A 24,973-nucleotide genomic window follows, 5' to 3' on the forward strand; every position below is an offset into this window, starting at 1 on the left:
CTCACTCAGCGCGGCTGCATGCGAATCGCGCCGTCAAGGCGAATGGTCTCGCCGTTGAGCATCGGATTCTCGAGTATATGCAGCGCGAGCGCGGCGAATTCGTCGGCAACACCCAGGCGCGGCGGAAACGGCACCATGCGGCCAAGCGATTCGCGAATCTCCTCAGGCAGCCGCGCAAGCAGCGGCGTGTCGAACAGCCCCGGGGCGATCGTGCATACGCGGATGCCCTTGCTCGCCAGGTCGCGCGCGGCCACGAGCGTCATCCCCACCACGCCCGCCTTCGACGACGCATACGGCACCTGCCCGATCTGCCCTTCGTATGCCGCTACCGACGCCGTGAGCACGCACGCGCCGCGCTCGCCGCCCGCGTCGGGCTCGTTGCGCGCCATGGCCGCCGCCGCGAGACGCAGTGCGTTGAAGGTGCCGAACAGATTCACGCGCACCACGTTTTCATAGGCTTCGAGCGAGCCCGGCGAGCCGTCCTTTTCGATTACCCGCACCGCACCGCCGCGGCCCGCGCAATGCACGAGCGAGCGCAGCGTGCCGCGCTTGGTCGCCGCTTCGAACACGGCGGCCATGTCGTCGGCGCTCGTCACGTCGGCGGCCACGAAGCTCGCGTTCGCGCCGAGTTCGTCGGCCACCGCCGCGCCGCGCGAGCTGGCGAGGTCGGCGATCACGACCTGTGCGCCTTTAGCCAGCAGGCGCTGCGCGCTCGCGAGACCCAGACCCGATGCACCGCCCGTCACCACCGCCACCGTGCCGGCGAATTTGTTCTGCTCGTCCATGTGTCGTTTCTCCTTCGTCGTTCGTGGTTGCTTTATTTAGAGGCGTTCAATGAGCGTCGCGTTGGCCATCCCGCCCGCCTCGCACATCGTTTGCAAGCCGTAGCGGCCGCCGCTCACTTCGAGCGCGTTGAGCATCGTCGTCATGAGGCGCGCACCCGAGGCGCCGAGCGGATGCCCGAGCGCAATCGCGCCGCCCGCCGGGTTCAGGCGCGCCGCGTCCGCGCCCAGCGACTTCTGCCAGGCGAGCGGCACAGCGGCGAATGCCTCGTTCACTTCGAAGTGCGAAATATCGCCGATGGTGAGACCGCGTTTCTTCAGCAAACGCTGCGTGGCGGGAATCGGCGCCGTCAGCATCATGAGCGGATCGTCGCCGCAAACGTCGAACGCCACAATGCGTGCGCGCGGCTTCAACCCCAGCTGCGCCGCCTTCTGCTCGCTCATGATGAGCAGCGCCGAGGCGCCGTCCGAGATTTGCGAGGCATTGCCCGCCGTCACGTTCCAGCGGATGCCCGGAAAGCGCGCTTCCAGCTCCGCGCTTTCGAACGACGGCGCGAGGCCCGCGAGCCGCTCGACCGTGGTCCCGGCGCGAATCGTTTCGTCGAGGTCGACACGGCGCACGCCCTCGGGTCCCGGAACCTCGATAGGCACGATCTCGCGCGCGAACTGGCCCGCCGCGCGCGCGGCGTCGGCACGGCTGTGCGATTGCGCCGAGTAGGCGTCGAGCGCCTCGCGCGTGAGCGCCCACTTCTGCGCCACGAGATCGGCGCTCACGCCCTGGCCGACCATGCCTTCGGGATAACGCACGTGGTACAGCGCGCCATACGGATCGCGGCCGATGCGCGACGACCCCATCGGCACACGGCTCATCGACTCCACGCCACCGGCCACCACGATCTCGTTCACGCCCGCCATGATCGCCTGCGCCGCGAAATGGATGGCTTGCTGGCTCGAACCGCACTTGCGCTCGATGGTGGTGGAAGGCACGTGCTGCGGAAAGCCCGCCGCGAGCCACGCGAGGCGGCCGGGCGTCGAGGCCTGCTCGCCCACCTGACTCACGCAGCCGATCATCACGTCGTCCACGCTGCCGGGGTCGAGGTCGTTGCGCTCGATCAGTTGCTTGAGGACCTGCGAAAGCAGATCCACAGGATGCAGGTCGACGAACGCGCCGCCTGCCTTGGTCCGGCCCATCGGGCTGCGCACTGCGTCGACGATTACCGCGCTATGGGTCATGGTTCTCTCAACGGTTGGAAGTGTCATGGAAAATGAATCGCTTGACTCAAAATACACCTCATCGAATCACAATTTCAATAGTGGTAAACATATTTCGGTTCTCTAGGATCATTTTTATTGATTTCTCGTTCACGATCCGCAACACTGTTTGCACGACTTGACACCACAAGACCGAAAAAGGAGACATCGGCGCGCAGCGGAGCGCTGCGCCGCATCGCGAGGGCGAAAAAATGAGCCTGGCGTCTTAAAAAATTGTTCCGGCGAGTATCGGAAAGCTAGAATCCGGGGTTTGCCGCGGGCCACATCGGCACGCCGCACCCTTACCCCGACGAAGGACCCGAAATGAACGACCAGGCCAACTCCCGCACCGACGACGCCGCCGAGTCACAACCCGACTCGCAGCTCGTGAGCGCGCTCGCGCGCGGCATCCGGATCCTCCAGTGCTTCTCGATGGGCGACGCGGAGCTTTCGGCGCGCGATCTGGTCGAGCGCACGGGGTTGCCCAAGCCCACGGCGCTGCGGCTCATCAACACGCTCGCGGAGTTCGGTCTGCTGCGCTATTCGGAGCGCATTTCGAAGTATGTGCTTGGCACGGAGATGCTGAGTCTCGCCGCCCCGGCGCTTGGCCGCATGACGATCCGGCAGATCGCGCGGCCGATGATGCAGGAGCTGGCCGACTACTGCCACGGCCAGGTCACGCTCGCGGTGGGCTACCGCCTGAACATGGCGTACGCCGAAGTGATTCAGGGCGAAGGCAGCGCGGTGTACCGCTCGGAAACGGGCACGCGGCTCTCGCTTTCGCGCACGGCGTCGGGCCGCGCGTATCTGTGGACCGTGCCAGGCGCTGAGCGCGAGCAGTACCTGCAGGAAACGCTCGCGCGCGATCCCGCGAAGGGCGAGTTGCTCTCGCAGCGCCTCGCGCAGGCGCAGCAGGAGTTGCGCGCGCACGGTTGCACGATCTCGCACGGCGACATGCAGCGCGAGATCCATTCGGTGGCGATTGCGCTGTCCGCCCCGATCGACGACGAGTATTGGGTTTTTGGCTGTTCGATTGCAGTTTTCAACATCAGCGGCAACCAGTTGACCGACGACATCGCCCCGCGGCTGATGTCGCTCGTCAGGCGCGTGGAGGCAGCGCTCGGCAGCATGACTGGGGCCGCGCATGACATGGAGACGAGACCGTGGAGCGTGTCCGCGAACTAGCTGTAGCAGCACCCACGCGGGAAGCCCTGTGCTTCCCCGCACTCAAGCAGAGCATCACCTACCAGGAGCTGGACGAACGCGCGGAGCGTATCGCGCACTGGCTCCTCGGCCTCGGCCTGCAACCCGGCGACGGCATTGCGCTGCTGTTCGAGAATCATCCGGCGCTCGCCGTCATCGCCATCGGGGCTGAGCGCGCCGGCCTCTACTACACCCCGATCAGCATCCAGTTGAAAACACGCGAGGCCGCGCACGTCCTCAAGGACTGCGGCGCGCGCGTGTTGATCGCCTCGCAGGCCATGCATGAACTCGCGGCGACGCTCGTGGCCGAGGGCGCGGCGCCGGGCGTCGCCTGCTTCGTTGCCGGTGCTTCCGAGGCGCAGCCTGGCTTCGCCTCGCTCGAAGCGGCGCTGGCCGGTGTCGATGCGAGCGCGCCATTGCCGCCGTTGCCGCGCGGCCGCGACTTTCTCTATTCGTCGGGCACGACCGGCCTGCCCAAGGGCATCCGCAAGCCGCTCGTGCCGTTCGAGCAGCGCGATGCCGACGACACCGAAACCGCAGCGTGGCGTCAAACCTTCGGCTTTAGCGCCGACTCGGTCTACCTGAGCACCGCGCCGCTCTACCATGCCGCGCCGCTGCGTTACCTCATGCGCATGCTGCACACCGGGGGCCGCGCCATCGTGCTGCAGAAGTTCGACGCCGAGGCGGCGCTCGACGCCATCGCGCGCTACCGCGTCACGCACAGCCAGTGGGTGCCAACGATGTTCATCCGCCTGCTGAACCTGCCCGAGACCACGCGCGCGCAATACGACGTGAGCAGCCTGCGCGTGGCGATTCACGCAGCCGCGCCGTGCCCGCCGCACATCAAGGAGCAGATGATCGCGTGGTTCGGCCCGGTGATCTACGAGTACTATGCCGGCTCCGAAAGCGTGGGCCTCACGGCGATCGCCTCGGACGAATGGCTCGCGCATCGTGGCTCGGTGGGACGCTCGAAGTACGGACAGATCCATATCGTCGATGATGAGGACCACGAACTGCCCGTGGGCGAGATCGGTCGCGTGTTCTTCGAAGGCGGCCCCGCTTTCGAGTACCACAACGATCCGGTGAAGACGCGCAGCGTCTACAACCGCCATGGCTGGGCCACTTACGGCGACATCGGCCATGTCGATGCAGAAGGCTATTTGTACCTGAGCGACCGGCGCGTGGACCTCATCATCAGCGGCGGTGTGAACGTGTACCCGCAGGAGATCGAGAACGTGCTCGCCGAGCATCCCGCCGTGGCCGACGCTGCTGTGATCGGCGTGCCGCACCCCGAGTTCGGCGAGGCCGTGAAGGCGGTCGTGCAACCGCGCGAGCGCGACGCCGCCAGCCCGCAGCTCGCCGAGGAGTTGATTGCGTTTTGCCGGGCACGGCTTTCGCATATCAAGGTGCCGCGCTCGGTCGAATTCGAGGAGGCGCTGCCGCGCCACGACAACGGCAAGCTGCTACGGCGCATTCTCAAGGAGCGCTACCGCCAGCCGGCAGTTTGATACGGATAACGAAGTTACTAAAGATACTGGAGACACAAAGTATGCGCAGCGTATTCCGCGACGATCACGAAATTTTCCGCGAACAGGCCCGGCGCTTTATCGAGCGCGAAATCGTGCCGTTTCATCATCAATGGGAACAAGAAGGCATCGTGCCGAAGTCGGTATGGCGGCGTGCGGGCGAGGAAGGTCTGCTTTGCTGCACGATTCCTGAAGAATACGGCGGCGGCGGCGGCGACTTCGGCCACGCGGCCATCATGATCGAGGAACTCGCGCGCGTGAACGCGAGCGGCATTGGCTTTCCACTGCATTCGGATATCGTCGCGCCTTATATCTTCGCGTACGGCAGTGAGGCGCAAAAGCGCGAATGGCTGCCGAAGCTCGCGCGCGGCGAGCATATCGGCGCCATCGCCATGACCGAACCCGGCACGGGCAGCGATCTCAAGTCGGTGCGCACCACTGCGCGCAAAGACGGGGATCACTACGTCATCAATGGTCAGAAAACCTTTATCACGAATGGCCAGAACGCCAGCCTCGTGGTTGTGGTCTGCAAAACCGCGCCGGAACTCGGCGGCAAGGGCGTTTCGCTGATCGTGGTCGAGGAAGGCACGCCCGGCTTCAGCAAGGGCCGCAAGCTCGACAAGATCGGCCTGCGCGCGCAAGACACGTCCGAACTCTTCTTCGAGGACGTGCGCGTTCCCATTACGCAGCGGCTTGGTGAGGAAAACCAGGGCTTCTCGTACCTCATGCGCGAACTGGCGCAGGAGCGGCTCGTGATTGCGGTGCGCGCGGCCGCATCGATCGAAGGCATGCTCGAGCGCACGATTCGCTATACGCGCGATCGCAAGGTGTTCGGCCAGGCGATCTTCGACTTCCAGAACGCGCGCTTCAAGCTCGCGCATGCGCGCGCGAAGGCGGAAATGGTGCGCATCTATGTCGACGATTGCATTGCGCGACATCTGCGGCGCGAGCTTTCGCCGGTGGACGCCGCGATGGCGAAGCTCAACGCCACGGAACTGCAGAACCAGTTGCTCGACGAATTCCTGCAGTTGCACGGCGGTTATGGCTACATGTCCGAGTATGTGGTGGGCACCGCGTGGGTGGACGCGCGCGTCATGCGCATCTACGGCGGCACCGACGAGATCATGAAGGAAATCATCGCGCGCACGCTGTAACGGCGCGCCAAGCGACACACCGGGAAACTGGCACACATGATCAAGCCTTTGGAAGGCGTTACCGTCGTGGAGTTCGCGGGGCTCGGCCCCGCGCCGTTCTGCGGCATGCTGCTCGCGCAAATGGGCGCGCGCGTGATCTGCATCGGCCGCGCGGGTGCGCCCGAGCCAACCGGACCGCTTGCGCGCGGGCGCGAATACGTCGCCCTCGACCTCAAACGCCACGCCGACGTTGCCCGCGCACTCGACCTGATCGCGAGTGCCGACGCATTGATCGAAGGCTTTCGTCCCGGCGTGATGGAGCGGCTAGGGCTCGGCCCGCAAGTGTGCCAGGCCCGCCGCGCCTCGCTCGTCTACGGCCGCATGACCGGGTGGGGGCAAACCGGCCCGCTCGCGCACACGGCGGGCCACGACATCAACTACATCGCGATCTCGGGCGCGCTGCATGCGGTGGGTCTCGCGGGCGGCGAGCCTGTAGTGCCGCTCAATCTGGTTGGCGACTTCGGCGGCGGCGGCATGCTGCTCGCGTTCGGCGTGGTGGCCGCGATTCTGCGCGCACGAGGGACCGGCGTTGGCTGCGTGGTCGACGCCGCGATGACCGACGGCGCGGCCATGCTCATGAGCATGATGTACGGCTTCTACGCGGCGGGGCACTGGCAAGACGAGCGCGGCACGAACCTGCTCGACGGCGGCGCGCCCTTTTATCGCACGTATCGTTGCGCGGACAACCGTTATATCGCCGTGGGCTGCATCGAGCCGCAGTTCTATGCGGCGTTCATGAAGGGAATCGGCGCGGAAGATCTATTGGCGCTGCCGCAACGTGACCGGGCGCACTGGCCGCAAGTGCAGGCACGCATTGCCGAGGCCGTTGCCACGCGCACGCGCGACGCATGGACCGCCGTGTTCGAAGGCAGCGATGCGTGTGTGACGCCCGTGCTGAGTCTCGCGGAAGCGCCGCTCGATGCGCACAACACCGCGCGCGGCGCGTTCGCGCAGAGCGGCGAGGCGTGGCAGCCGCAATGCGCGCCGCGCTTCGTGAGCTACGGCGGCGCGAGCGCTTAGCCTCGCACCTCGCCCAGCGTCGCTTCATCGTCGGCGAGCAACGAAAGCTGGCCGGTCGCGACAATATGACTGAGCGGCGCCGGGCGGCCGAGCAAATAGCCCTGCACTTCGTCGCAGCCTTCGTCGGCGAGCAGCGTGAGCTGCGCCTCGGTTTCAATGCCTTCGGCCAGCACCGGAATGCCAAGGCTCTTGCCTAGCGCGAGCACCGCGCGAATGATCGCGGTGGCCTGCCGGTTCGATTCGGCCTCGCCGATGAAGGACTGATCGAGCTTGATCTTGTCGAACGGAAACGAGCGCAGCGTGTCGAGCGACGAATAGCCGGTGCCGAAGTCGTCCAGCGCGATACTCACGCCAATGGCCTTGATCCGCTGCAGCACGTCGAGCGAGCGCTCGCGGTCAGCGAAAATGGCGGTCTCGGTCAACTCGAGCTCCAGGCGTTCGGGCGCGAGGCCAGTCTCGACCAGCACGGTCTCCACGAGCTTCGGCAAATCAGCGTGCGAGAGTTGTATGGGCGACAGATTCACGGCCACCTTGTAAGGCGGCAACCACGAAACGGCGCGCGTGCATGCTTCGCGCAGCACCCAGGCGCCAATGCCGAGAATGAGACCGTTCTCTTCGGCAAGCGGAATGAATTCGGCGGGAGAGATGAAGCCAAGCCGCGGATGCTCCCAACGCAGCAGCGCTTCATAGCCGCAAATGTCGCCCGTTGCGATCGAGGTCTGCACCTGGTAGTGCACGCTCAACTGCCCGCGCGCGAGCGCCTCGCGCAAGTCGTGCGTGAGCGAGCGGCGCGCCCGCGCGATCTCGTCCATCGCCGGCTCGTAGAAGCACACCGACTGTGAAAGGTCCGCCTTCGCGCGGTACATGGCGAGGTCGGCGTTGTTGATGAGCACCGTCTTGGTGGTGGCGTCGTCGGGATAGATCGCAACGCCCAGGCTCGCGCCCGAAAGCACTTCGGCGTCGTCGTAGCGCACGGGCCGGTAGAGCGCGGTTTCGAGGCGCGAAAGCAGATCGCCGAGTTCCTCGCGCGAGGCGAAGCGCGTGAGCGCCACGAACTCGTCGCCGCCCACGCGTGCAATGAACTCGCCTTCGTGCATCAGGCTCGAAAGACGCCGTGCCAGAATGCGCAGCACTTCGTCGCCGGCATGATGGCCGTGCAGATCGTTGATTTCCTTGAAGCGGTTCAGGTCGATGCCGACGAGCGCAAGCTTGCGCGTGTCCTGCGTGCGCGCCAGTTCGGCGTCGATGCGTGCGTTGAAGCTCGCGCGATTGGGCAGGCCCGTGAGCATGTCGCTCATTGCCATCGTGCGCAGATGCTCGACGGATTCGGCGCGCACGCTGTCGTCGAGCAGAAAGCTCACGCAGCCCGCGCCCGCGATCACGAGCGCCATGCACGCCACCGCAAGCGCGAGCGCCTGCAGCGCGGCGGGATTCGAGAAGTGGCCGTCGATCGGCATCGGCACGACCTGGAACGCGGACATGCCGGTGAAGTGCAGCGCGGCAATGGCAAGTGCGAGCACGCCCGCCACGACGCGCGCGCCGGCTTCGGCGTTTGCCCGCGCGCTGGCCGCGTTCTCCTGCGGCCGTCTCGCCGTCACGCCGGCAAGATGCAGCGCCAGCGCACAGATCGCGACCGCGAACGCGATCGACAAGGCGATGCCGACGCGATTCCAGATCACGATGCCTTGCACGCGATACGCGAGCATGCCCGCGTAGTGCATGAGCGCGACCGCCAGCCCGACAATCGCGCCTCCGAGCGCGGGCGCGGCGCGCGTCGCGCGGTTCGCGACCTGGCTCGTGGCGAGCAGAAACCCGAGGAAGCTGCCCACGAGCGCGATAAGCAGCGACGTAATGGTCAGCACGGGATCGAAGGAGATCGGCACGCCCGGCTCGAAGCCCAGCATGGCGATGAAGTGTGTGCACCAGATGTCGGCGGCGGCGACCACGGCCGCGATGAACGACCAGCCGAGACGCTGCAGCGAATGCGTCGCGAACGCGCGCAGGAGCAGCCGCGCCGTGACCCACGAGCCCGCGGCGCAAATCAGCAGCGCGACGACGACGAGCCACAGATTGTGCTTGTAGACGATGCAGCCCACTACGCTCATCACGGGAAAGTCTCCTGGTTCACCACGCGTTCACCCCGGGCATCGCGCCACATTATCACGACAATGCGACGAGGCCGAGCACCTCCCGCAACTTCGCGCTTGTCGCGTGCAGCGACGACGACGCGGCGGCCGCTTCGTTCACCAAAGCGGCGTTGCGGCGCGTGGTGTCGTCCATCTGGGCGACCATGGCGTTGACCTGCTCGATGCCCTGCGCCTGCTCGTGGCTCGACGCGGTGATCTCGCCCATGATGTCGGCCGCGCGGCCAATGCTGCGCACCACGCCCTCCATCGCGGCGCGCGCCTCGCCGGCGAGCTGCGTGCCCGCGCCGACCTCGTTCGCCGAGTTCTCCACGAGTTGCTGGATCTCGCGCGCGGCGGCCGCGGCGCGCTGTGCGAGACTGCGCACTTCGCCGGCGACCACGGCGAAGCCGCGTCCCTGCTCGCCCGCGCGCGCGGCTTCCACGGCCGCATTGAGCGCGAGAATGTTGGTCTGGAACGCAATGCCCTCGATCACGTCGACGATCTCGAAGATGCGTTTGGCCGAGGCTTCGATGGCGCCCATCGTCGTGGTCATGCGCGCCACGACATCGTCGCCTGCCTGTGCAACCGTCGACGCTTCACGAGCGAATGCGCTCGCCTCCCGCGCGTGCTCCGCGCTCGCCCTGACCGTACGCGTGAAGACGTCCATCGAGGCGACCGTCTCTTCGAGGCTGCCCGCCTGGTGCTCGGTGCGCGCGCTCAGGTTCGCGTTGCCTTCCGCGATTTCGAGCGCGGCTTGCTCCACATGTGCCGTGCTCGTGCTCACCTCTTGCATGGCGCGCGCCAGCTGGGCGATCGCCCCTTTGAGCGCGATCGCCGTGGGGGCGCTCGCCGGCACGCCTTCTACCGCGAGGCACACCTCGCGCTCTCGCACCACGCTGCGCACGATGTCCGACAGCTCCGCCGCCTCGATGGCCGCCACGCGCAAACGGTGCGCAAGCACGATTTCAACGGCGGTTTGCGCGACCACGTAGGCGGCATGCAGCAGCACACGCGGCAGATTCGCTTCGTGCGTGCAGTACACGGCAAAGTTGAGCGCCTGCAGCCGGTCGAACGCGAGGTGATGCACGGCGAAGAACCCGGCCGCGAGCACAATCGGGCGCCAGTCGCGATAGACGAGCAACAGGCCGAGCAGCACGAACACGCCGAAATGGAACTCGGTCATGCCATGCGCCGCCTGAATATGGAGCGCGACGAGCGCCGCGTTGGCGAGCGTGAGCACGACGCGCGAAAGCGCGGTGCCGCGCGCGCAGAAAAACACGAAGCTGCCGGCGCCGAGGAACAGCGCGGCGCCCGCGAGCGCAAGCTGCGGTTCGTAATAGACGAAGCCGATCAGCACCGCCGCGAGAGCGGAGATAACGAGCGTGCAATACATCACTGCGTCGGCGGCGCGCGCGACGTCGTCGAGCGCGCGAATGGCCACGCGCTGTTTCGAGCCGGTCGGTCGAAGCGGCTGCGTGCGACCCGGCGAATCTGCCAGCATGAACGACACTTTGATGAGGAAAAAGTAAGTTGCAGGTGGGCGTTAAAGCGGCGGCGGCTGGTGGACCTTCGAGCGACTGATGGAATCCGGCTGCAAGAAGGACCGCCGTAATGGCGTCGGCGCGACTCGTTGGCGGGCTCGGCAAGATAATCGGGACCCGCGAACGAGTTTACGGCAACGCCTGGCGAAACTTCAGGAAACCCTTTACAGGACAAGTATTTGCAAACGTTTGCAGCGTTATGGTCCTATTTTAATTTCTTACACGGAATGAAAACACATGGGTTTGCGCGTGGGAATGCCGTCCGTCCACGCCTTCGGCTCCTTCAGGCAGGAGAAATTACCAATAGCACGATCGTTCTATTTTAGGTAGGCTTCTCAACTTCTCCTCCCATGATGCGAGACCGTTCCGCCATGTCGCTGATCCTTTCCCGCCGCGATCTGAACTTCCTGCTCTACGAATGGCTCGATGTCGAAAGCCTCACGCGCATCGCGCGCTACGCCGACCACTCGCGCGAGACCTTCGACGCCGCACTCGACACGTGCGAAAAGATCGCCACTGACCTCTTCGCGCCGCACAACAAGAAGAACGATCAGCACGAGCCGCACTTCGACGGCGAAACGGTCACGATCATCCCCGAAGTGAAGACGGCGTTGAAGGCCTTCAGCGACGCGGGCTTGATGGCCGCGGGCCAGGACTATGAATACGGCGGCATGCAGTTGCCGCTTGTCGTCGAGAAAGCGGGCTTCGCGTGGTTCAAAGGTGCGAACGTGGGCACGAGCGCCTATCCGTTCCTTACCATCGGCAACGCGAACCTGCTGCTCGCGCACGGCAGCGCCAAACAGATCGACACGTTCGTGCGCCCCGAACTGGACGGCCGCTACTTCGGCACGATGTGTCTTTCCGAGCCGCAGGCGGGCTCTTCGCTTTCAGACGTCGCCACGCGCGCCGACTTCGAATGCGACTCGCCGCTCGGCGCCCAATATCGTCTGCGCGGCAACAAGATGTGGATCTCGGGCGGCGAGCACGAGCTTTCCGAGAACATCGTGCACCTCGTGCTCGCCAAGATTCCCGGCCCCGACGGCAAGCTCATTGCGGGCGTCAAAGGCATCTCGCTTTTCGTCGTGCCGAAGTACCTCGTGAACGAGGACGGCTCGCGCGGCGAGCACAACGACGTCGTGCTCGCAGGCCTGAACCACAAGATGGGGTATCGCGGCACGACGAACTGCCTGCTGAATTTCGGCGAAGGCACGCAACACACGCCGGGCGGCCGGGCGGGCGCGATCGGTTATCTCGTGGGCGAGCCGCACCACGGGCTCGCGTACATGTTCCACATGATGAACGAGGCGCGCATTGGTGTCGGCCTCGGCGCGACGATGCTCGGCTATACCGGCTATCTGCATGCGCTCGATTACGCGCGCAATCGTCCGCAAGGGCGTCCTTTGGGCGCGGCGGGCAAAGACCCGGCTTCGCCGCAGGTGAGGCTGGTCGAGCACGCCGACGTGCGCCGCATGCTGCTCGCGCAAAAGAGCTATGTGGAAGGCGCACTCGCGCTCAACCTCTGGTGCGCCAAACTCGTGGACGAAGCGAACGCGGCCAGCGCCGCCGAGCGCGAGCCGCTCTCACTGCTCCTCGACCTGCTCACCCCCATTGCGAAGAGCTGGCCTTCGCAATGGTGTCTCGCCGCCAACGATCTTGCCATTCAAGTGCACGGGGGCTATGGCTACACGCGCGAGTACAACGTCGAGCAGTTCTATCGCGACAACCGTCTCAATCCGATTCACGAAGGCACGCACGGGATTCAGGGGCTCGACCTGCTCGGCCGCAAGGTCGTGATCAAGGACGGCGCCGCGCTCACGATCTTCGTGAAGCGCGTGCAGGCCACACTCGAGCGCGCGCACGCTTCGGGCGCAGCCGACGACGCCGCCAACGCCCGCGCGCTCGCGGCCGCACTCGAGCGGCTCACGCAAGTCACGCGGCAGTTGTGGGCAGCAGGCGACCCGGCGGTGACGCTCGCCAATGCTTCGGTGTACCTGGAAGCGTTCGGCCACGTGGTCATGGCCTGGGTGTGGCTCGAACAGGCGCTCGTGGCGCGCACGGCGCTCGCCGCGCATGCGGGAACAAGCGGTGAGGAGGCGGACTTCTATCGCGGCAAGCTCGCAGCGGCCGCGTATTTCTTCGCGTGGGAACTTCCGAAGACGGGCGCGCAATTCGACCTGCTTGCTTCGCTCGATCGCACGACACTCGACATGCAGGACGCCTGGTTCTGAAGCAACGATTGCCCCGGTATGTGCGTTCCAGGGGGACTCACTAGCCCCCTGCGACGGCCAGCTTTCTCCCATGAGAGCAACGATGGCGGCCGCAACTCAACTCGCGGGTCTATTGCGCTTGCACGACGCCCGTCACGCGGGACGTGTGCCTTGGCCCTCACACTTCGCCGTGGGCGTGCGCACTCTGAAGCGAGCGATCGGCGATGGCGGGGTGGTTCGTCGAAGCAAGGGTAACCTCGAAATGCTCGAGCGCCAGATCGACGAAAGTGCGCACCTTCGCTGAAACATGCCGCCTTCCAGGATAAACGAGCGCTAACTCCTTGGCGCCTTCCCGGATTTCGTACTCGCGCAGCACGGGCACGAGCAGCCGGTTCTCGATGTCGTCCTTCACATAGGCTTCGGGCAGGATCGCCAGGCCCATATGCACCAGCGCCAGCTGGCGCAACATGATCATGTCGTTGACCGTGCAGCGCGGGTCGATGCTGATCGTCTCCTCCTCTCCGGCTGCATTGACGAAACACCATTCGCGCCCGTGAATCGCACGCGAAGGCGCGAGAAACCCGCGTAGCGGCAGTTGCGCCGGCGTGGCGGGCGCGCCGTACGTATCGAGATAGCCAGGCGACGCGACCACGACCGGGCGCAACGACGCAAGCGGCCGCCTGACCAGCGAACCGCTGCTCACCTGGCGCGACGTGAGAATACCGACGTCAAAGCCGTCTTCGACGAGATCGACATTGCGATGGAGCAGCGTCAGGTCCACCTTCACTTTCGGATAGCGCTGACAGTAATTCATGACGAGTGGCGGCAATCCGACCAGCGAAAAGGAAGCGGACGCCACCAGCTTGAGCGTACCGCTCGGCTCCAACGACCCACCCCCGACCGACGACTCGATCGAGTCCATCAACTCGAGCATCTGACGGCATCCCTGCACATAAGCCCGACCGTCCTCGGTCAGCGAGAGGCTGCGTGTGGTGCGATTGATGAGGCGCGTATTGAGGTGAGCTTCGAGCAGCGCCACGTAGCGCGTAACGGCGGCATTGGACAGATCGAGACTCGCTGCGGCCCGGCTGAAGGAGTTGTTCTCGGCAACTTTAAGAAAAACGCGCATTGCCTGCAGTTGATTCAACATGATTCTTCAGACTCTTTTGCTGATATTTCAGGAAATTAGAAAAAAGCATGATTTACCTCTTTCGGCCGAATTTGTTTTTTTACCAATTTAAACTTCTTAAGACAAATTACCTGTTGTGAAGCGACAACGCAAAATCGAATAAAAAGCGAAGCTAATTAGAGATATGAGCCAGGAAATTTCAGTCAAACGCTCGATGCCGCCCCATATACCCGCTTTTTATTCACATAATTTGAACATTAAATTCCCGTTTATCTGTAGTTCAATGATCAAATAAATCTTATATTTCGTTCGCGCTACATCGCCGCGATTTCCGATTCCGATCTCGATACCGGATTTTCAGAATAACCCCTGCGCGAAGTAGTCATTCTCCGATTAGTGATCAGATTCTGTAGGTAAATCACCCATGAAAAAGAAAACCCTGATTTTCGCAGCGGCTTGCGCAGCCTTTGCCGGCGCAGCACACGCCCAAAGCAGCGTCACGCTATATGGCCTCGTCGACGCAGGGCTGACATACGTGAGCAACGAGGTGGCGTCGACTTCGGATATGACGTCCAGCGGTTTGTCGAACGGCAAGGCCATGTTCGGCCTGACCGGCGGCAATGTTCAGCAAAGCCGCTGGGGCCTGCGCGGCGTGGAAGACCTTGGTAGCGGACTCAAGGTCGTCTTCAACCTCGAAAGCGGCTTTGACGTGACTAACGGCAAGACCGCCGACAACTCGCTGTTCAATCGCCAGGCGGTGGTTGGTCTCGCGAGCGACTACGGCACGGTAACGATGGGCCGTCAGTACGATTCGATGGTCGACTACCTCGCGCCGATTTCCGCAACCGGCTCGTGGGGCGGCACCTACTTCGCCCACGTCGACGACGCCGACAACCTGAACGGCACGTTCAGCGTCAACAACTCGATCAAGTATCAAAGCCCGAACTATGCCGGGTTCTCGATGAACGGCATGTATGGCTTCTCGAACAAGGCAGGCGGCTTCGCCAGCAACCGCGCATATAGCGTGGGCGCTGGCTATACCTACGGCGGCCTGCAGGTTGCGGCAGCCTACCTGCAGTTGCAAGGCCTGAACTCCGGCAACACCAACGGCGCGCTGCAGAATGGCGCTGCCCTTGACCTCGGCATCCAGAATCAGCGTGTCTGGGGCCTCGGCGCCAACTATGCGTTCGGTCCGGCGGTCATCGGCACCGTGTTCACGCAAACGCGCTTCCAGGACAAGGTTGCGGACATCTCCGTGCGCTACAACAACTATGAGGTCAACGCGCGTTACAACTTCACGCCGGCCTTCTTTGTGGGCGCGGCCTACACGTACACGCAGAGTCTGCGCAACACCCCCGCCAGCGGCGACACGAACAACCGCGCCGCGCACTGGAATCAGTTCGGCCTGATGGCGGACTACTCGCTCTCCAAGCGCACCGACCTCTATGCCGAAAGCGTCGCGCAAATCGGCGCCAACAACCAGGTCGGCACAAACATGACCCAGATCAACGGCACAGACGCGCCCTCGGCGAGCAAGAGCCAGTACCTCGTGAGCGCGGGCATTCGCCACCGCTTCTAAGCGTCACGGCACCGGCGTAACGCGGCGAGTCGACGGCGGCTTGTAGCCGCCCTCCGCTCGCCTTTCGCCGCCCGCGTGCGCCATCCCGGCTCCTACCCGCGATGGCGCACCTTCCAACCCTCCCGATTTGCACCATGATGTTGAATTCAAAGAGGACTACGAACCTACAGGCAAAGGGTTCGGCGATCAAACGCGAAGTCACCGTGGCGTCACTGCTCACCACCACTGCGCGCGCGTGGAATCTGGTGGAAAAGCAGCAGGACGACACAACGCACCCTACCGCCCGGCATGGCTGGCCGCAGGTCTTCGACGCAGACGGCAAACGCGTCGTGATGCACCGGCCGTAGGTCACTTCGCGCGCGATGCGCAAGGTAAAGCGGAAACGACCTTTCACGAATTGGGTAAAGCACGTCCGGTCGGGCTATTGATGACGAAGGATCGAAAAGTCGACCTAAATTTAAGAATCGTCTCATTTCCTCCATCCAAATAATACGTTTCTAAAACATCCGCTGTCAGTCATTACGGCCGCTTATGACGATAAGCAAAGAACTCATTCTCGATTAGTTTCGAGATGCAGCAATCTTCATTTATTTTTCACCTTTCCTCCCGATACGCACCGTCAACCTCTTGTTGCCATTTCCAGCCAGGTGGAAATGAAGCAATTCGCGGCGGTACGTCCACGTAAAAAACTCAATGATTCGACCATTTCAGTACGCTTTAGCCAGCGTCACACTCGGGCTCTGTCTCGGTATCAGTGCGTGTCATAAGGCCAAGCCCCCCGAGAGCGCCCTGCCGACCGCAAACGTCGACGCCATGACGGTCGCGCTGCGCGAGGTGCCGGTCGCTTTCGAATATGTCGGCCAGACCGAAAGCTCGCAGCAGGTCGAAATCCGCTCGCGCGTAAACGGCTTTCTCGAAAGGCGTGTGTATCAGGAAGGCACGCTGGTGCACGAAGGCGACGTGATGTTCGTCATGGACCGCAAGCCCTACCAGGCCGCGCTCGAGGCCGCGCAGGCCGAGTACGCACAACAGCAGGCACGGCTCGAGACGGCACAGGCCAACCTCGACCGCGTGCGCCCGCTCGCCGCGAAGAACGCGCTGAGCCAGAAGGACCTCGACGATTCGATCGGCCAGCAGCGTGCCGCGGCCGCCGCGCTCGAGCAGGCGCGCGCGAATGTCACGACCGCGAAGCTCAACCTCGGCTACACGACGATCACGGCGCCGGTAACCGGCCTTTCGAGCTTCGCGAAGAAGCAGGACGGCTCGTACATCGACACCTCCAACAGCCTGCTCACCTACGTGGCCAAGCTCGATCCCATGTGGATCAACTTCTCGCTCTCCGAGAACGAGATGCTAGACATGCGCACGCAAACGCAGAACGGCACGCTCAAGCTTCCCGAGCGCGGCCAGCTCGAAGTGGAAATCGTGCTCGCCGACGGCAGCGTCTATCCAGAACGTGGGCATATCTCATTTACCGACGCATCGCTGAGCGAGGAAACCGGCACCTATCTGATCCGCGCCGTCGTGACGAACCCCGGCGGCTCGCTGCGTCCCGGCCAGTTCGTGCGTGTGCGCCTGATCGGCGCGGTGCGCCCCAACGCGATCGCCGTGCCACAGAACGCCGTGCAGCAAGGGCCGCGAGGCGCGTACGTCTGGACCGTCGACAAGGACGGCAAGGCACAGCAGCGCGCGGTCGAAACCGGCCAGTGGAACGGCAATGCCTGGATCATTCAGTCCGGCCTGCATGCCGGAGATCACGTGATCGTCGACAACACGCTGCGGCTCATGCCGGGCGCGCCGGTCAAGGAGCATCCCGTGAGCGCGCCGGCAGCGAGCGCGCCCAGCGCTGGCAGCGCCGCTGCTGGAGCCGCCCCCGCGTCCGGCACGCACGCCGCGGGAGGCTGAGCGATGAAGTTCTCGCATTTCTTCATCGACCGGCCGATCTTCGCCTCGGTGATCTCGATCATTCTCGTGGTCGCGGGTCTCGTGGCGATGTTCAATCTGCCGATCGCTCAGTTCCCCGATATCTCGCCGCCGCAGATCACGGTCAGCACGAGCTACCCCGGCGCGAACGCCGACATCGTCGCGCAGAACGTGGCCGCTCCCATCGAGCAGCAGGTCAACGGCGCGGACAACATGATGTACATGAGTTCGTCGAGCTCCTCGACGGGCGACATGACGCTCACCGCCTATTTCAACATCGGCACCGATCCTTCGCTCGCACAGGTGGACGTGCAAAATCGCGTGAACCTCGCGATGCCCAACTTGCCCGACGCCGTGACGTCACAGGGCGTGCAGGTGCAGAAGCGCTCGTCGGCGTTCATGATGGTGATCGCGGTCTACTCGCCTGAGAACGCCTACAGCCAGGATTACGTGGCGAACTACGCGAACGTCTATGTGCTCGACGCGCTCAAGCGCATTCCGGGCGCGAACCAGGCGGCCATTCTCGGCTCGGCGGACTACGCCATGCGTATCTGGCTCAAGCCCGACCGCATGGCGCGACTCGGCATTACCGTATCCGACGTGCAGAACGCAATCAGCGAGCAGAACCAGCAGTTCGGGGCGGGCCGTCTCGGCCAGGCGCCGACCCAGGGACCGGTGAACCAGACCTTTCCCGTTGCCACCAAGGGCCACCTCACCGAGCCCGCCGAGTTCGACAACATCATCCTGCGCGCGGGCACCAGCAACGATGCGTCGCTCGTGCGCCTGAAGGACGTCGGTCACGCGGAACTGGGCGCGAAGGACTACACGCTGCGCGGCCGCTACAACGGCAAGACCGCCACGCTGATCGCCGTGTATCAGCAGCCGGGCGCGAACGCGTTGCAGGTGGCCAAACAGGTGCGGCAAACGCTCGACGAGCTGAACAAGAGCTTCCCGCCCGGACTCAAGTACGACATCGCGCTCGACACGACCGAGTTCGTGCACGAGTCGATCATGGAAGTCGTGAAGACCCTGCGCGACGCCGTGATCCTCGTGATCATCGTGGTGTTTCTGTTCCTGCAGAGCTTTCGCGCGACGCTCGTGCCGCTTCTGGCCGTGCCGGTGTCGATCATCGGGGCGTTCATCGGCATGCTGGCGTTCGGCTTTTCGATCAACATGCTCACGCTGTTCGGCATGGTGCTTGCCATCGGCATCGTGGTGGACGACGCGATCGTCGTGCTCGAGAACGTCGAGCGCAACATGACGGAGTTCAAGCTCGCGCCGCGAGAAGCCGCCAAACGCGCCATGGACGAGGTCAGCGGGCCGGTCGTTGCAATCGTGCTCGTGCTGCTCGCGGTGTTCATTCCGGTGGCGTTTCTCTCCGGCATCACGGGCCAGCTCTACAAGCAGTTCGCGGTAACGATCGCGGTTTCGGTGGTGCTCTCGGGCATCGTCGCGCTCACGCTCTCGCCCGCACTCGCGGCCATCCTGCTCAAACCCGGCGAGCAGAAGAAGAACCGCTTCTTCCGCTGGTTCAACGACAAGTTCGAACGGCTCACCGAAGGCTATGGCAGCTGGGTGCAGACCGCCATCCGGCGCGTGACGCTTTCCGTCGCGCTGATCGCCGTGATGCTGATCGCGACAGGCGGGCTCTTCAAGCACATCCCGTCTTCGTTCGTGCCGGTCGAGGACCAGGGCTATCTGCTCGGCGCGGTGGTCATGCCCGATGCGGCGAGTCTCGACCGCACCGGCGACGTCTCGAAGAAGGCGGAAGACTGGTTCGCGAAGCAGCCGGCCGTGAGCGCGGTGGCGGCGCCGATCGGCTACAGCCTGATCGACTCGCAGTACAAGGCCAATGCCGGCACGCTCTTCATCGCGCTCAAGGGCTTCAAGGAGCGCGGCGAGAATGGCAGCGCGCAGGACCTGGTGCTTGCCGCCAACAAGGCGTTCGCCGGGTTCAAGGACGGCGTGGTCGTCACGCTCAGTCCACCCTCCATTCCAGGCCTCGGCACGACGGGCGGTTTCCAGTTCTGGCTGCAAAGCACAGGCGACGGCTCTTATCAGCAGCTCGAAGACAAGGTGCGCGAATTCATCGCCACGGCGAAGAAGAATCCGGTGTTGCGCGGCGTGAACTCCACCATCAACTCGCGCTCGCGCCAGCTGCTCGTGGAAGTGGACCGCGAGCGCGCGGAATCGCTCGGCGTGGCCGTGCAGGACGTCTACACCGCGCTGCAGACGATGTTCGGCTCTTCGTACGTGAGTCAGTTCCCCAAGGGCAGCCGCCTCTTCCAGGTGATCGTGCAGGCCGAGCCGCAGTACCGCACGCAGCCTGAGGATATCCAGCAGCTCTATGTGCGCAATCACAGCGGACAGATGGTGCCGATCAAGGCGGTGACCACCTTCCGCTTCGTGCCGGGCTCCGACATCGTCACGCGTTTCAACAACTTTCCCGCAGCGCAGATCATCGGCGACGCGGCGCCAGGCCACAGTTCGGGCGAGGCGATCGCGGCGATGGAGCAGATTGCGAAGGAAACGCTGGGCGAAGGCTACAGCTACGCATGGAGCGGGCAGTCCTATGAGGAGAAAACGGCGGGCTCCACTGCCGGGCTCGTGTTCGGCTTTGCGTTGCTCATGGTGTTCCTGATCCTTGCGGCGCAGTACGAAAAATGGTCGCTGCCGGTTGGCGTGCTGCTGGCCGTGCCATTCGCGGTCTTCGGCGCGCTGGTGGGCATCCTGCTGCGCGGCATGGAAGACGATGTGTACTTCCAGATCGGCCTGACCGTGCTGATCGCGCTCGCGGCAAAGAACGCCATTCTGATCTTCGAGTTCGCCGTGGAGATGCGCGAGAAGGAAGGACTCTCGCCATTCGACGCGGCGGTGAAGGCCGCGAAAATGCGCCTGCGGCCGATCATGATGACCTCGCTCGCGTTCATTCTCGGCTGTATCCCGCTCGCCATCGCGAGCGGCGCATCGGCGGCGAGCCGGCGCTCACTCGGCACGGGCGTGGTGTTCGGCATGCTCGGCGCCACGCTGATCGCGCTCTTCTTCATCCCCATGTTCTTCTGGGGCCTCGAAACGCTTTCCGAACGCGGCAAGCGCAAAGCCACGACGCCCACGGCGCCGTCACAGGAGGGTTGAGCGATGAAAAGCCGTATGCATTGCGCGCTGCGCCCTCTTGCACTGATCGTGAGCGTGGCCAGTCTCGGCGGCTGCGCGGTAGGGCCCGACTATCACCGCCCGGCGGTGGATACGCCCTCGTCCTACCGTTACGCCTCGCCGCAGGCCGAGGCAGTCGACGGCTCGCTCGAGTGGTGGCGCCAATTCAACGACCCTGTGCTCGATGACCTGATCGCCAAGGCGATCGCACAGAACAAGGATCTCTTGATCGCCGCCGCGCGGGTCGAGGAGTTCTATGGTCGCTATGTCACGACGCGCGCGGGCCTGTTTCCGCAAATCGGCGTGAACTTCGACCCGACGCGCAGCCGCGGCGTGCCGGCGGGCGGCTTCGCGCCCGTGGTCGGCAACCAGTTCCAGCTGAACGGCATGGTCTCCTGGGAGCTCGACCTGTTCGGCCGGCTGCGCCGCATGACCGAGGCCGCGCGCGCCGACTATCTCGGTACGCAGGCCACGCGCATCGCCATCATTTCGAACGTGGCGACGTCGTATCTGCAACTGCGCGACTACGACAACCAGTTGCAGATCGCGCAGGCCACGCTCGCGAGCCGCAAGGGGTCGCTCGACCTGTTCGAGGAGCGCTTTGCCGGCGGGGTCGTGTCGAAGGTGGAGTTGAGCCAGGCACGTTCGGAGTACGCGTCGGCGCAAACTTCCGTGTTCAGCATCCAGCAGCAGATCGCGCAGCAGGAGGATGCAATTTCGCTGCTGCTCGGCCAGAATCCCGGCCCAATTCCACGCGGCAAGGCGATCACCGCCCTGAGCGCGCCGGCCATTCCCTCGGGGTTGCCTTCCACCTTGCTGGAGCGCCGCCCCGATATTCTCCAGGCGGAGCAAACGCTCATTGCGGCGAACGCGCAGATCGGCGCGGCGCGCGCGCAATACTTCCCGGATATCTCGCTCACCGGCATGTTCGGCGCGGCGAGCACCGCGCTTTCGGGCCTCTGGACGGGACCCGCTCGCGTATGGTCGTTCGCCGGCGCGGTCACACAACCGATCTTCAAGGGCGGCGCGATCGCGGGTTCCGTGCATCAGGCCGAGGCAGCGCAGCAGGAGGCGCTCTTCAGCTACGAGAAGACGATCCAGCAGGCATTTGCCGATGTCGAGAACGCGCTCGTGGGCGCGGCGCGCACGCGCGATCAGCTCGATGCGACCACGCGGCAGGTGAGCGCGCTTACGGAGTATGCGGGGCTTTCGCGCGACCTCTATGAAGGCGGCTACACGAGTTACCTGGAAGTGCTCGACGCGGAGCGCAGTCTCTTCAACGCGCAGTTGCAGCAGTCACAGCTTCAGGATCAGCGGCTCGCGGAGATCGTGAATCTGTACAAGGCGCTGGGCTACGGCTGGACTCCGCCTGCGCCATCCGCTGCCAACGGCAACACGAAACCATCGTAGTCGCGGCGGCGCGGCAGTCTAACGCCGCGCCAAAAAGCAAAGCGCCCCAAAAGGCGGGACTGAAGTCCGCCGTTTGGGGCGCTGCGCGACGCCTCGCGCGAAGGCACCGCATCACATCACTTCAACTCACGAGCCCACGCGCCTCAGTTCGCCGCCTGCTGCTCGAAGCGCCGGAGCAGTTCGTTGCCGCGCGAATTGGCCGAGTCGAGCGCCTGTTGCGGCGTCTTGGCGCCCGTCCACACCTGTTCGAGTTCTTCGTCGACGACCGTGCGGATCTGCGGCATGTTGCCAAGGCGCAGGCCCTTGGTCCACGGCAGCGGCGGCTTGTTGAGCATCTGCTTCGTGGCCGTGTCGGCGCCCGGGTGCGACGCGTAGAAGCCTTGTTGCTGCGTGAGTTCGTAGGCGGCCTTCGTAACCGGCAGATAGCCCGTGTCCTGATGCCATTTCGCGGCCACGGCCGGCGAGCTCAGATACGCGAGGAACTTCGCCACGCCCTTGTAGACCTCCGGATTCTTGCCGCCCAGCACCCACAGGCTCGCCCCGCCGATGATGGCGTTCTGCGGCGCGCCCTTCACGCTCGGGTCATACGGCATCATGCCAGTGCCGAACTTGAACTTCGCATATTGCTGGACGTTCGCGAGCGCACCGGACGATCCCATCATGATCCCGCAGTCGCCGCTATAGAACTTGGCGTTGGCCTCGTCCTTGCGCCCCACGTACGTGAACGTACCCTGCTTCGCCATGTCCTGCAGGAAGGCGATATGCGCGACCTGCAGCGGCTTGTTGATTTCGAGCTGTGCGTCGAGGCCGTCGAAGCCGTTGTTGCGCGTCGCGATTGGCGCGCCATGCCACGCGCTGTAGTTCTCGATCTGGATCCAGCCCTGCCAGCCCGTGGTGAACCCGCAGCTCATGCCCGAGGCCTTGAGCTTCGCGGCAGCCGCAGCGACTTCGGGCCAGGTCTTCGGCGGCGCGTCGGGAAGGCCGGCCTTCTTGAAGGCGTCGCGGTTGTAGTAGAGCACTGGCGTCGAGCTGTTGAATGGCATCGACACGAGATGGCCCGTCTTCGCGTCGCTGTAGTAACTCGCGATCGTCGGCACGAAGCCCTTTTCGTCGAGCGGCACGCCGGCGGTCTTCATCACGTCGTACACGGGCAGCACGGCCTTCTTCGCGTTCATCATCGTGGCGGTGCCGACTTCGTACACCTGCAGGATGGCGGGCGCGTCGCCGCTGCGATAGGCCGCGATGCCGGCAGCGAGCGTCTGGTCGTAGGTGCCCTTGAAGACGGGCACGATCTTGTATTCGCTCTGCGACGCGTTGAACTGCTGCGCGATCTCATTCACGCGCTGGCCGAGTTCGGACTCCATGGCGTGCCAGAACTGGATTTCGGTGGCGGCATGCGCGGCTTGTGCGCTGCCGGCCAGCACCACAGCGGCCATCAGCGTGCGCAAGCGGCCACGCGAACCTGCGCGTTGTATCTCGTGCTTTTTCATCTGGGTCTTCTTCCTGTTATTGATCGTTGTCCCGGCAAATGCGCGCGATGACACGCGGCCCGGGACTTTGGTTCAGGACTTCGATTTTCGACTTCGATACACCGGGCCGCCCACCGGCGCTCGCTCACGCGCGCGCACGGCACCCTCGGCCCAAGGCAGGGCAAGGGTAGCACAGCGAATGGGACGCCCGTGTGATGGCGCGTGCGGCAGCGTGTCAGCTGCCCACGGGATCGTGGCAACAGACGCAGAGCTTGTTGCCTTCAGGATCGCGAAAGTACGCGCCGTAGTAGTTCGGGTGATAGTGAGGACGCAGGTCCGGCGCGCCCTCGTCGGAGCCGCCGTGTGCGAGCGCGGCGGCATAAGCGGCGTCGACTGCCGCGCGTGAAGGCGCGAGCAGCGCGATCATCTGGCCGTTGCCGGGCTGCGCGGGGTTGCCGTCCCACGGCCGGCCCACCAGGAAGAGCGGGCGTGGCACGCCCGGTTCCATCCAGCCTGCCCAGGGGTAGTCGGGCTCACTGAATTTCAACTCGAAGCCCAGCGCCTTCATGAGTGGGGAATAGAACGCAAATGCCTGCTCAAAATCGTTCACGCCGGTATAGACGTGAGACATCATCGCCATCGTCTCTGCCTCCTGGTTTGCGGCCCCGCTCGGGGGCGGTGTCAGCCGCGCCGTTGCGCCTCGAACAGCACTGAAGCGGGTTTGCCGCTGCGCGGGTCGAGCGGTTCGCGCAGCGCACGCAGGGCGAGGCCGCTCGCATCGAGCAACGCGATCCAGCTTTCCAGCGTGCGAAAGTACCACGGCGGCGCGTCGCGAAACGCAGGGCCGAACCCGGCCCACGATCCGGCGCGCCAGCCATCGACATAAGGTTCATCGCCGCATGCCATAAGCGGATGCAGCGTCTGCACGATGAGCGTGCCGTGCGGCTCCAGCAACGCGGGCACCGCGCGCAGCAGATCATCCACGCAGGTCGCGCCAATGAGCGAAAAATTGCACACCACCGCATCGGCGCGGCAGTCCAGCGCACCTTGCGCGATCTGCTCGTAGGTTAGCAGACGGCAGTCCGCGAGCCCCGCCTCACGCGCGGCCTCCACGAGTGCCGGCACCGCGTCCACGCCTGTGACCGCGACGCCGCGGCGCGCGAGCGCCAGCGCGAGCCAGCCTTCGCCGCAGCCGAGATCGATCACGCGGCGCGGCGAGCGCGCAAGCACGGCGTCGAGCACGGCTGCATCCGTCGCGAGGCGCCGGCTCGCGATCTCGCCGCCGCGCACGGCAGCGATCCAGGGCGTCGCGTTGCGCTGCCACGATGCGAGAACTTCGGCGTCGGTGCGGATATCGCGATTCATGGGTTTCCTGGTCAGCGCGGATGGCGGATGTGCCGCGCAAACGCGTATTATGCGCGCCGCTGGAAACCCGTAGCGGCGCGCGAACACGACAGCGAA

The 24,973-nt window shown here is 64.5% G+C and carries 18 protein-coding genes; 10 read left to right on the forward strand and 8 right to left on the reverse strand.

Translation table 11 applies throughout. The features are described from left to right. Positions 1-5: 5 nt before the first annotated feature. Both U5A52_RS36590 and U5A52_RS36595 read right to left on the reverse strand, forming a co-directional pair. Complete coding sequence (locus U5A52_RS36590; RefSeq protein WP_321916512.1) at positions 6-785, reverse strand: SDR family NAD(P)-dependent oxidoreductase; 780 nt, start codon at positions 783-785, stop codon at positions 6-8. 36 nt (positions 786-821) lie between these two features. Next, on the reverse strand, positions 822-2,015 hold the full coding sequence (locus U5A52_RS36595) for a thiolase family protein (protein WP_321938944.1): 1,194 nt from the start codon (positions 2,013-2,015) through the stop codon (positions 822-824). 342 nt (positions 2,016-2,357) lie between these two features. Here U5A52_RS36595 and U5A52_RS36600 point away from each other — a divergent pair, with 342 nt between their 5' ends. The 4 genes from U5A52_RS36600 to U5A52_RS36615 are packed head-to-tail and all read left to right on the forward strand — an operon-like array spanning position 2,358 to position 6,975. Continuing rightward, on the forward strand, positions 2,358-3,218 hold the full coding sequence (locus U5A52_RS36600) for an IclR family transcriptional regulator (RefSeq protein WP_321916516.1): 861 nt from the start codon (positions 2,358-2,360) through the stop codon (positions 3,216-3,218). After that, positions 3,197-4,744, forward strand: coding sequence for an AMP-binding protein (locus tag U5A52_RS36605; protein ID WP_321938946.1), 1,548 nt, complete (start codon positions 3,197-3,199; stop codon positions 4,742-4,744). Before U5A52_RS36600 ends, U5A52_RS36605 begins: the two co-directional genes overlap by 22 nt. A 41-nt stretch (positions 4,745-4,785) precedes the next feature. Continuing rightward, positions 4,786-5,916 carry an acyl-CoA dehydrogenase family protein gene (locus U5A52_RS36610; RefSeq protein WP_321916520.1) on the forward strand — a complete coding sequence of 377 codons (1,131 nt, stop codon included), beginning with the start codon at positions 4,786-4,788 and terminating at the stop codon, positions 5,914-5,916. A gap of 36 nt (positions 5,917-5,952) precedes the next feature. Next, the gene (locus U5A52_RS36615; RefSeq protein WP_321938948.1) at positions 5,953-6,975 is read left to right on the forward strand and encodes a CaiB/BaiF CoA-transferase family protein; all 1,023 of its coding nucleotides are present in this window, start codon (positions 5,953-5,955) and stop codon (positions 6,973-6,975) included. Here the strand turns inward: U5A52_RS36615 and U5A52_RS36620 are convergent. After that, entirely contained in the window at positions 6,972-9,080 is a 2,109-nt protein-coding gene (locus U5A52_RS36620; RefSeq protein ID WP_321938986.1) for a putative bifunctional diguanylate cyclase/phosphodiesterase, read from the reverse strand. The genes U5A52_RS36615 and U5A52_RS36620 overlap by 4 nt on opposite strands. A 55-nt stretch (positions 9,081-9,135) precedes the next feature. Continuing rightward, positions 9,136-10,602 (reverse strand): methyl-accepting chemotaxis protein, encoded by a 1,467-nt coding sequence (locus tag U5A52_RS36625; RefSeq protein WP_321938949.1) that lies wholly within the window; start codon positions 10,600-10,602, stop codon positions 9,136-9,138. Between the two features lie 411 nt (positions 10,603-11,013). On the opposite strand from U5A52_RS36625, the gene U5A52_RS36630 reads away from it, so the two are divergent. After that, positions 11,014-12,870 carry an acyl-CoA dehydrogenase gene (locus U5A52_RS36630; protein WP_321916525.1) on the forward strand — a complete coding sequence of 619 codons (1,857 nt, stop codon included), beginning with the start codon at positions 11,014-11,016 and terminating at the stop codon, positions 12,868-12,870. 157 nt (positions 12,871-13,027) lie between these two features. Here the strand turns inward: U5A52_RS36630 and U5A52_RS36635 are convergent, their stop codons facing one another. After that, a complete protein-coding gene (locus tag U5A52_RS36635; protein ID WP_321938951.1) occupies positions 13,028-13,999 on the reverse strand; it encodes a LysR family transcriptional regulator in 972 nt (323 codons plus the stop codon). 403 nt (positions 14,000-14,402) lie between these two features. On the opposite strand from U5A52_RS36635, the gene U5A52_RS36640 reads away from it, so the two are divergent. The 5 genes from U5A52_RS36640 to U5A52_RS36660 all read left to right on the forward strand — a co-directional run bounded on the left by U5A52_RS36640 (position 14,403) and on the right by U5A52_RS36660 (position 22,043). Continuing rightward, complete coding sequence (locus U5A52_RS36640) at positions 14,403-15,557, forward strand: porin (protein WP_321916528.1); 1,155 nt, start codon at positions 14,403-14,405, stop codon at positions 15,555-15,557. 134 nt (positions 15,558-15,691) lie between these two features. Continuing rightward, the gene (locus tag U5A52_RS36645) at positions 15,692-15,904 is read left to right on the forward strand and encodes a hypothetical protein (RefSeq protein WP_321938953.1); all 213 of its coding nucleotides are present in this window, start codon (positions 15,692-15,694) and stop codon (positions 15,902-15,904) included. Between the two features lie 346 nt (positions 15,905-16,250). Then, on the forward strand, positions 16,251-17,462 hold the full coding sequence (locus U5A52_RS36650) for an efflux RND transporter periplasmic adaptor subunit (RefSeq protein ID WP_321938955.1): 1,212 nt from the start codon (positions 16,251-16,253) through the stop codon (positions 17,460-17,462). 3 nt (positions 17,463-17,465) lie between these two features. Then, on the forward strand, positions 17,466-20,615 hold the full coding sequence (locus U5A52_RS36655; RefSeq protein WP_321938957.1) for a multidrug efflux RND transporter permease subunit: 3,150 nt from the start codon (positions 17,466-17,468) through the stop codon (positions 20,613-20,615). A gap of 3 nt (positions 20,616-20,618) precedes the next feature. Beyond that, positions 20,619-22,043: an efflux transporter outer membrane subunit gene (locus tag U5A52_RS36660; protein WP_321938959.1), complete on the forward strand. Its 1,425-nt coding sequence runs from the start codon at positions 20,619-20,621 to the stop codon at positions 22,041-22,043. Between the two features lie 143 nt (positions 22,044-22,186). Here U5A52_RS36660 and ugpB read toward each other — a convergent pair whose 3' ends face one another. The 3 genes from ugpB to U5A52_RS36675 form a co-directional block, all read right to left on the reverse strand. Then, positions 22,187-23,479, reverse strand: a complete 1,293-nt coding sequence (gene ugpB, locus U5A52_RS36665; RefSeq protein WP_321916568.1) for a sn-glycerol-3-phosphate ABC transporter substrate-binding protein UgpB — start codon at positions 23,477-23,479, stop codon at positions 22,187-22,189. A 268-nt stretch (positions 23,480-23,747) separates the two neighbouring features. Further along, positions 23,748-24,146 (reverse strand): VOC family protein, encoded by a 399-nt coding sequence (locus U5A52_RS36670; protein WP_321916569.1) that lies wholly within the window; start codon positions 24,144-24,146, stop codon positions 23,748-23,750. 47 nt (positions 24,147-24,193) lie between these two features. Further along, complete coding sequence (locus U5A52_RS36675) at positions 24,194-24,877, reverse strand: methyltransferase domain-containing protein (protein ID WP_321916537.1); 684 nt, start codon at positions 24,875-24,877, stop codon at positions 24,194-24,196. Positions 24,878-24,973: the final 96 nt, after the last annotated feature.

Origin of the sequence: Paraburkholderia sp. J8-2, from assembly GCF_905220195.1 — a bacterium.
Lineage (GTDB): Bacteria > Pseudomonadota > Gammaproteobacteria > Burkholderiales > Burkholderiaceae > Paraburkholderia.

What these genes read in the sequence shown, in the direction of transcription:
- U5A52_RS36590 (WP_321916512.1), bottom strand. Translation starts at nt 785, where the DNA reads ATGGACGAGCAGAACAAATTCGCCGGCACGGTGGCGGTGGTGACGGGC.
- ugpB (WP_321916568.1), bottom strand. Translation starts at nt 23,479, where the DNA reads ATGGCCGCTGTGGTGCTGGCCGGCAGCGCACAAGCCGCGCATGCCGCC.
- U5A52_RS36640 (WP_321916528.1), top strand. Translation starts at nt 14,403, where the DNA reads ATGAAAAAGAAAACCCTGATTTTCGCAGCGGCTTGCGCAGCCTTTGCC.
- U5A52_RS36595 (WP_321938944.1), bottom strand. Translation starts at nt 2,015, where the DNA reads ATGACCCATAGCGCGGTAATCGTCGACGCAGTGCGCAGCCCGATGGGC.
- U5A52_RS36615 (WP_321938948.1), top strand. Translation starts at nt 5,953, where the DNA reads ATGATCAAGCCTTTGGAAGGCGTTACCGTCGTGGAGTTCGCGGGGCTC.
- U5A52_RS36620 (WP_321938986.1), bottom strand. Translation starts at nt 9,080, where the DNA reads ATGAGCGTAGTGGGCTGCATCGTCTACAAGCACAATCTGTGGCTCGTC.
- U5A52_RS36630 (WP_321916525.1), top strand. Translation starts at nt 11,014, where the DNA reads ATGTCGCTGATCCTTTCCCGCCGCGATCTGAACTTCCTGCTCTACGAA.
- U5A52_RS36635 (WP_321938951.1), bottom strand. Translation starts at nt 13,999, where the DNA reads ATGTTGAATCAACTGCAGGCAATGCGCGTTTTTCTTAAAGTTGCCGAG.
- U5A52_RS36660 (WP_321938959.1), top strand. Translation starts at nt 20,619, where the DNA reads ATGAAAAGCCGTATGCATTGCGCGCTGCGCCCTCTTGCACTGATCGTG.
- U5A52_RS36645 (WP_321938953.1), top strand. Translation starts at nt 15,692, where the DNA reads ATGATGTTGAATTCAAAGAGGACTACGAACCTACAGGCAAAGGGTTCG.
- U5A52_RS36650 (WP_321938955.1), top strand. Translation starts at nt 16,251, where the DNA reads ATGATTCGACCATTTCAGTACGCTTTAGCCAGCGTCACACTCGGGCTC.
- U5A52_RS36600 (WP_321916516.1), top strand. Translation starts at nt 2,358, where the DNA reads ATGAACGACCAGGCCAACTCCCGCACCGACGACGCCGCCGAGTCACAA.
- U5A52_RS36655 (WP_321938957.1), top strand. Translation starts at nt 17,466, where the DNA reads ATGAAGTTCTCGCATTTCTTCATCGACCGGCCGATCTTCGCCTCGGTG.
- U5A52_RS36670 (WP_321916569.1), bottom strand. Translation starts at nt 24,146, where the DNA reads ATGATGTCTCACGTCTATACCGGCGTGAACGATTTTGAGCAGGCATTT.
- U5A52_RS36610 (WP_321916520.1), top strand. Translation starts at nt 4,786, where the DNA reads ATGCGCAGCGTATTCCGCGACGATCACGAAATTTTCCGCGAACAGGCC.
- U5A52_RS36625 (WP_321938949.1), bottom strand. Translation starts at nt 10,602, where the DNA reads ATGCTGGCAGATTCGCCGGGTCGCACGCAGCCGCTTCGACCGACCGGC.
- U5A52_RS36675 (WP_321916537.1), bottom strand. Translation starts at nt 24,877, where the DNA reads ATGAATCGCGATATCCGCACCGACGCCGAAGTTCTCGCATCGTGGCAG.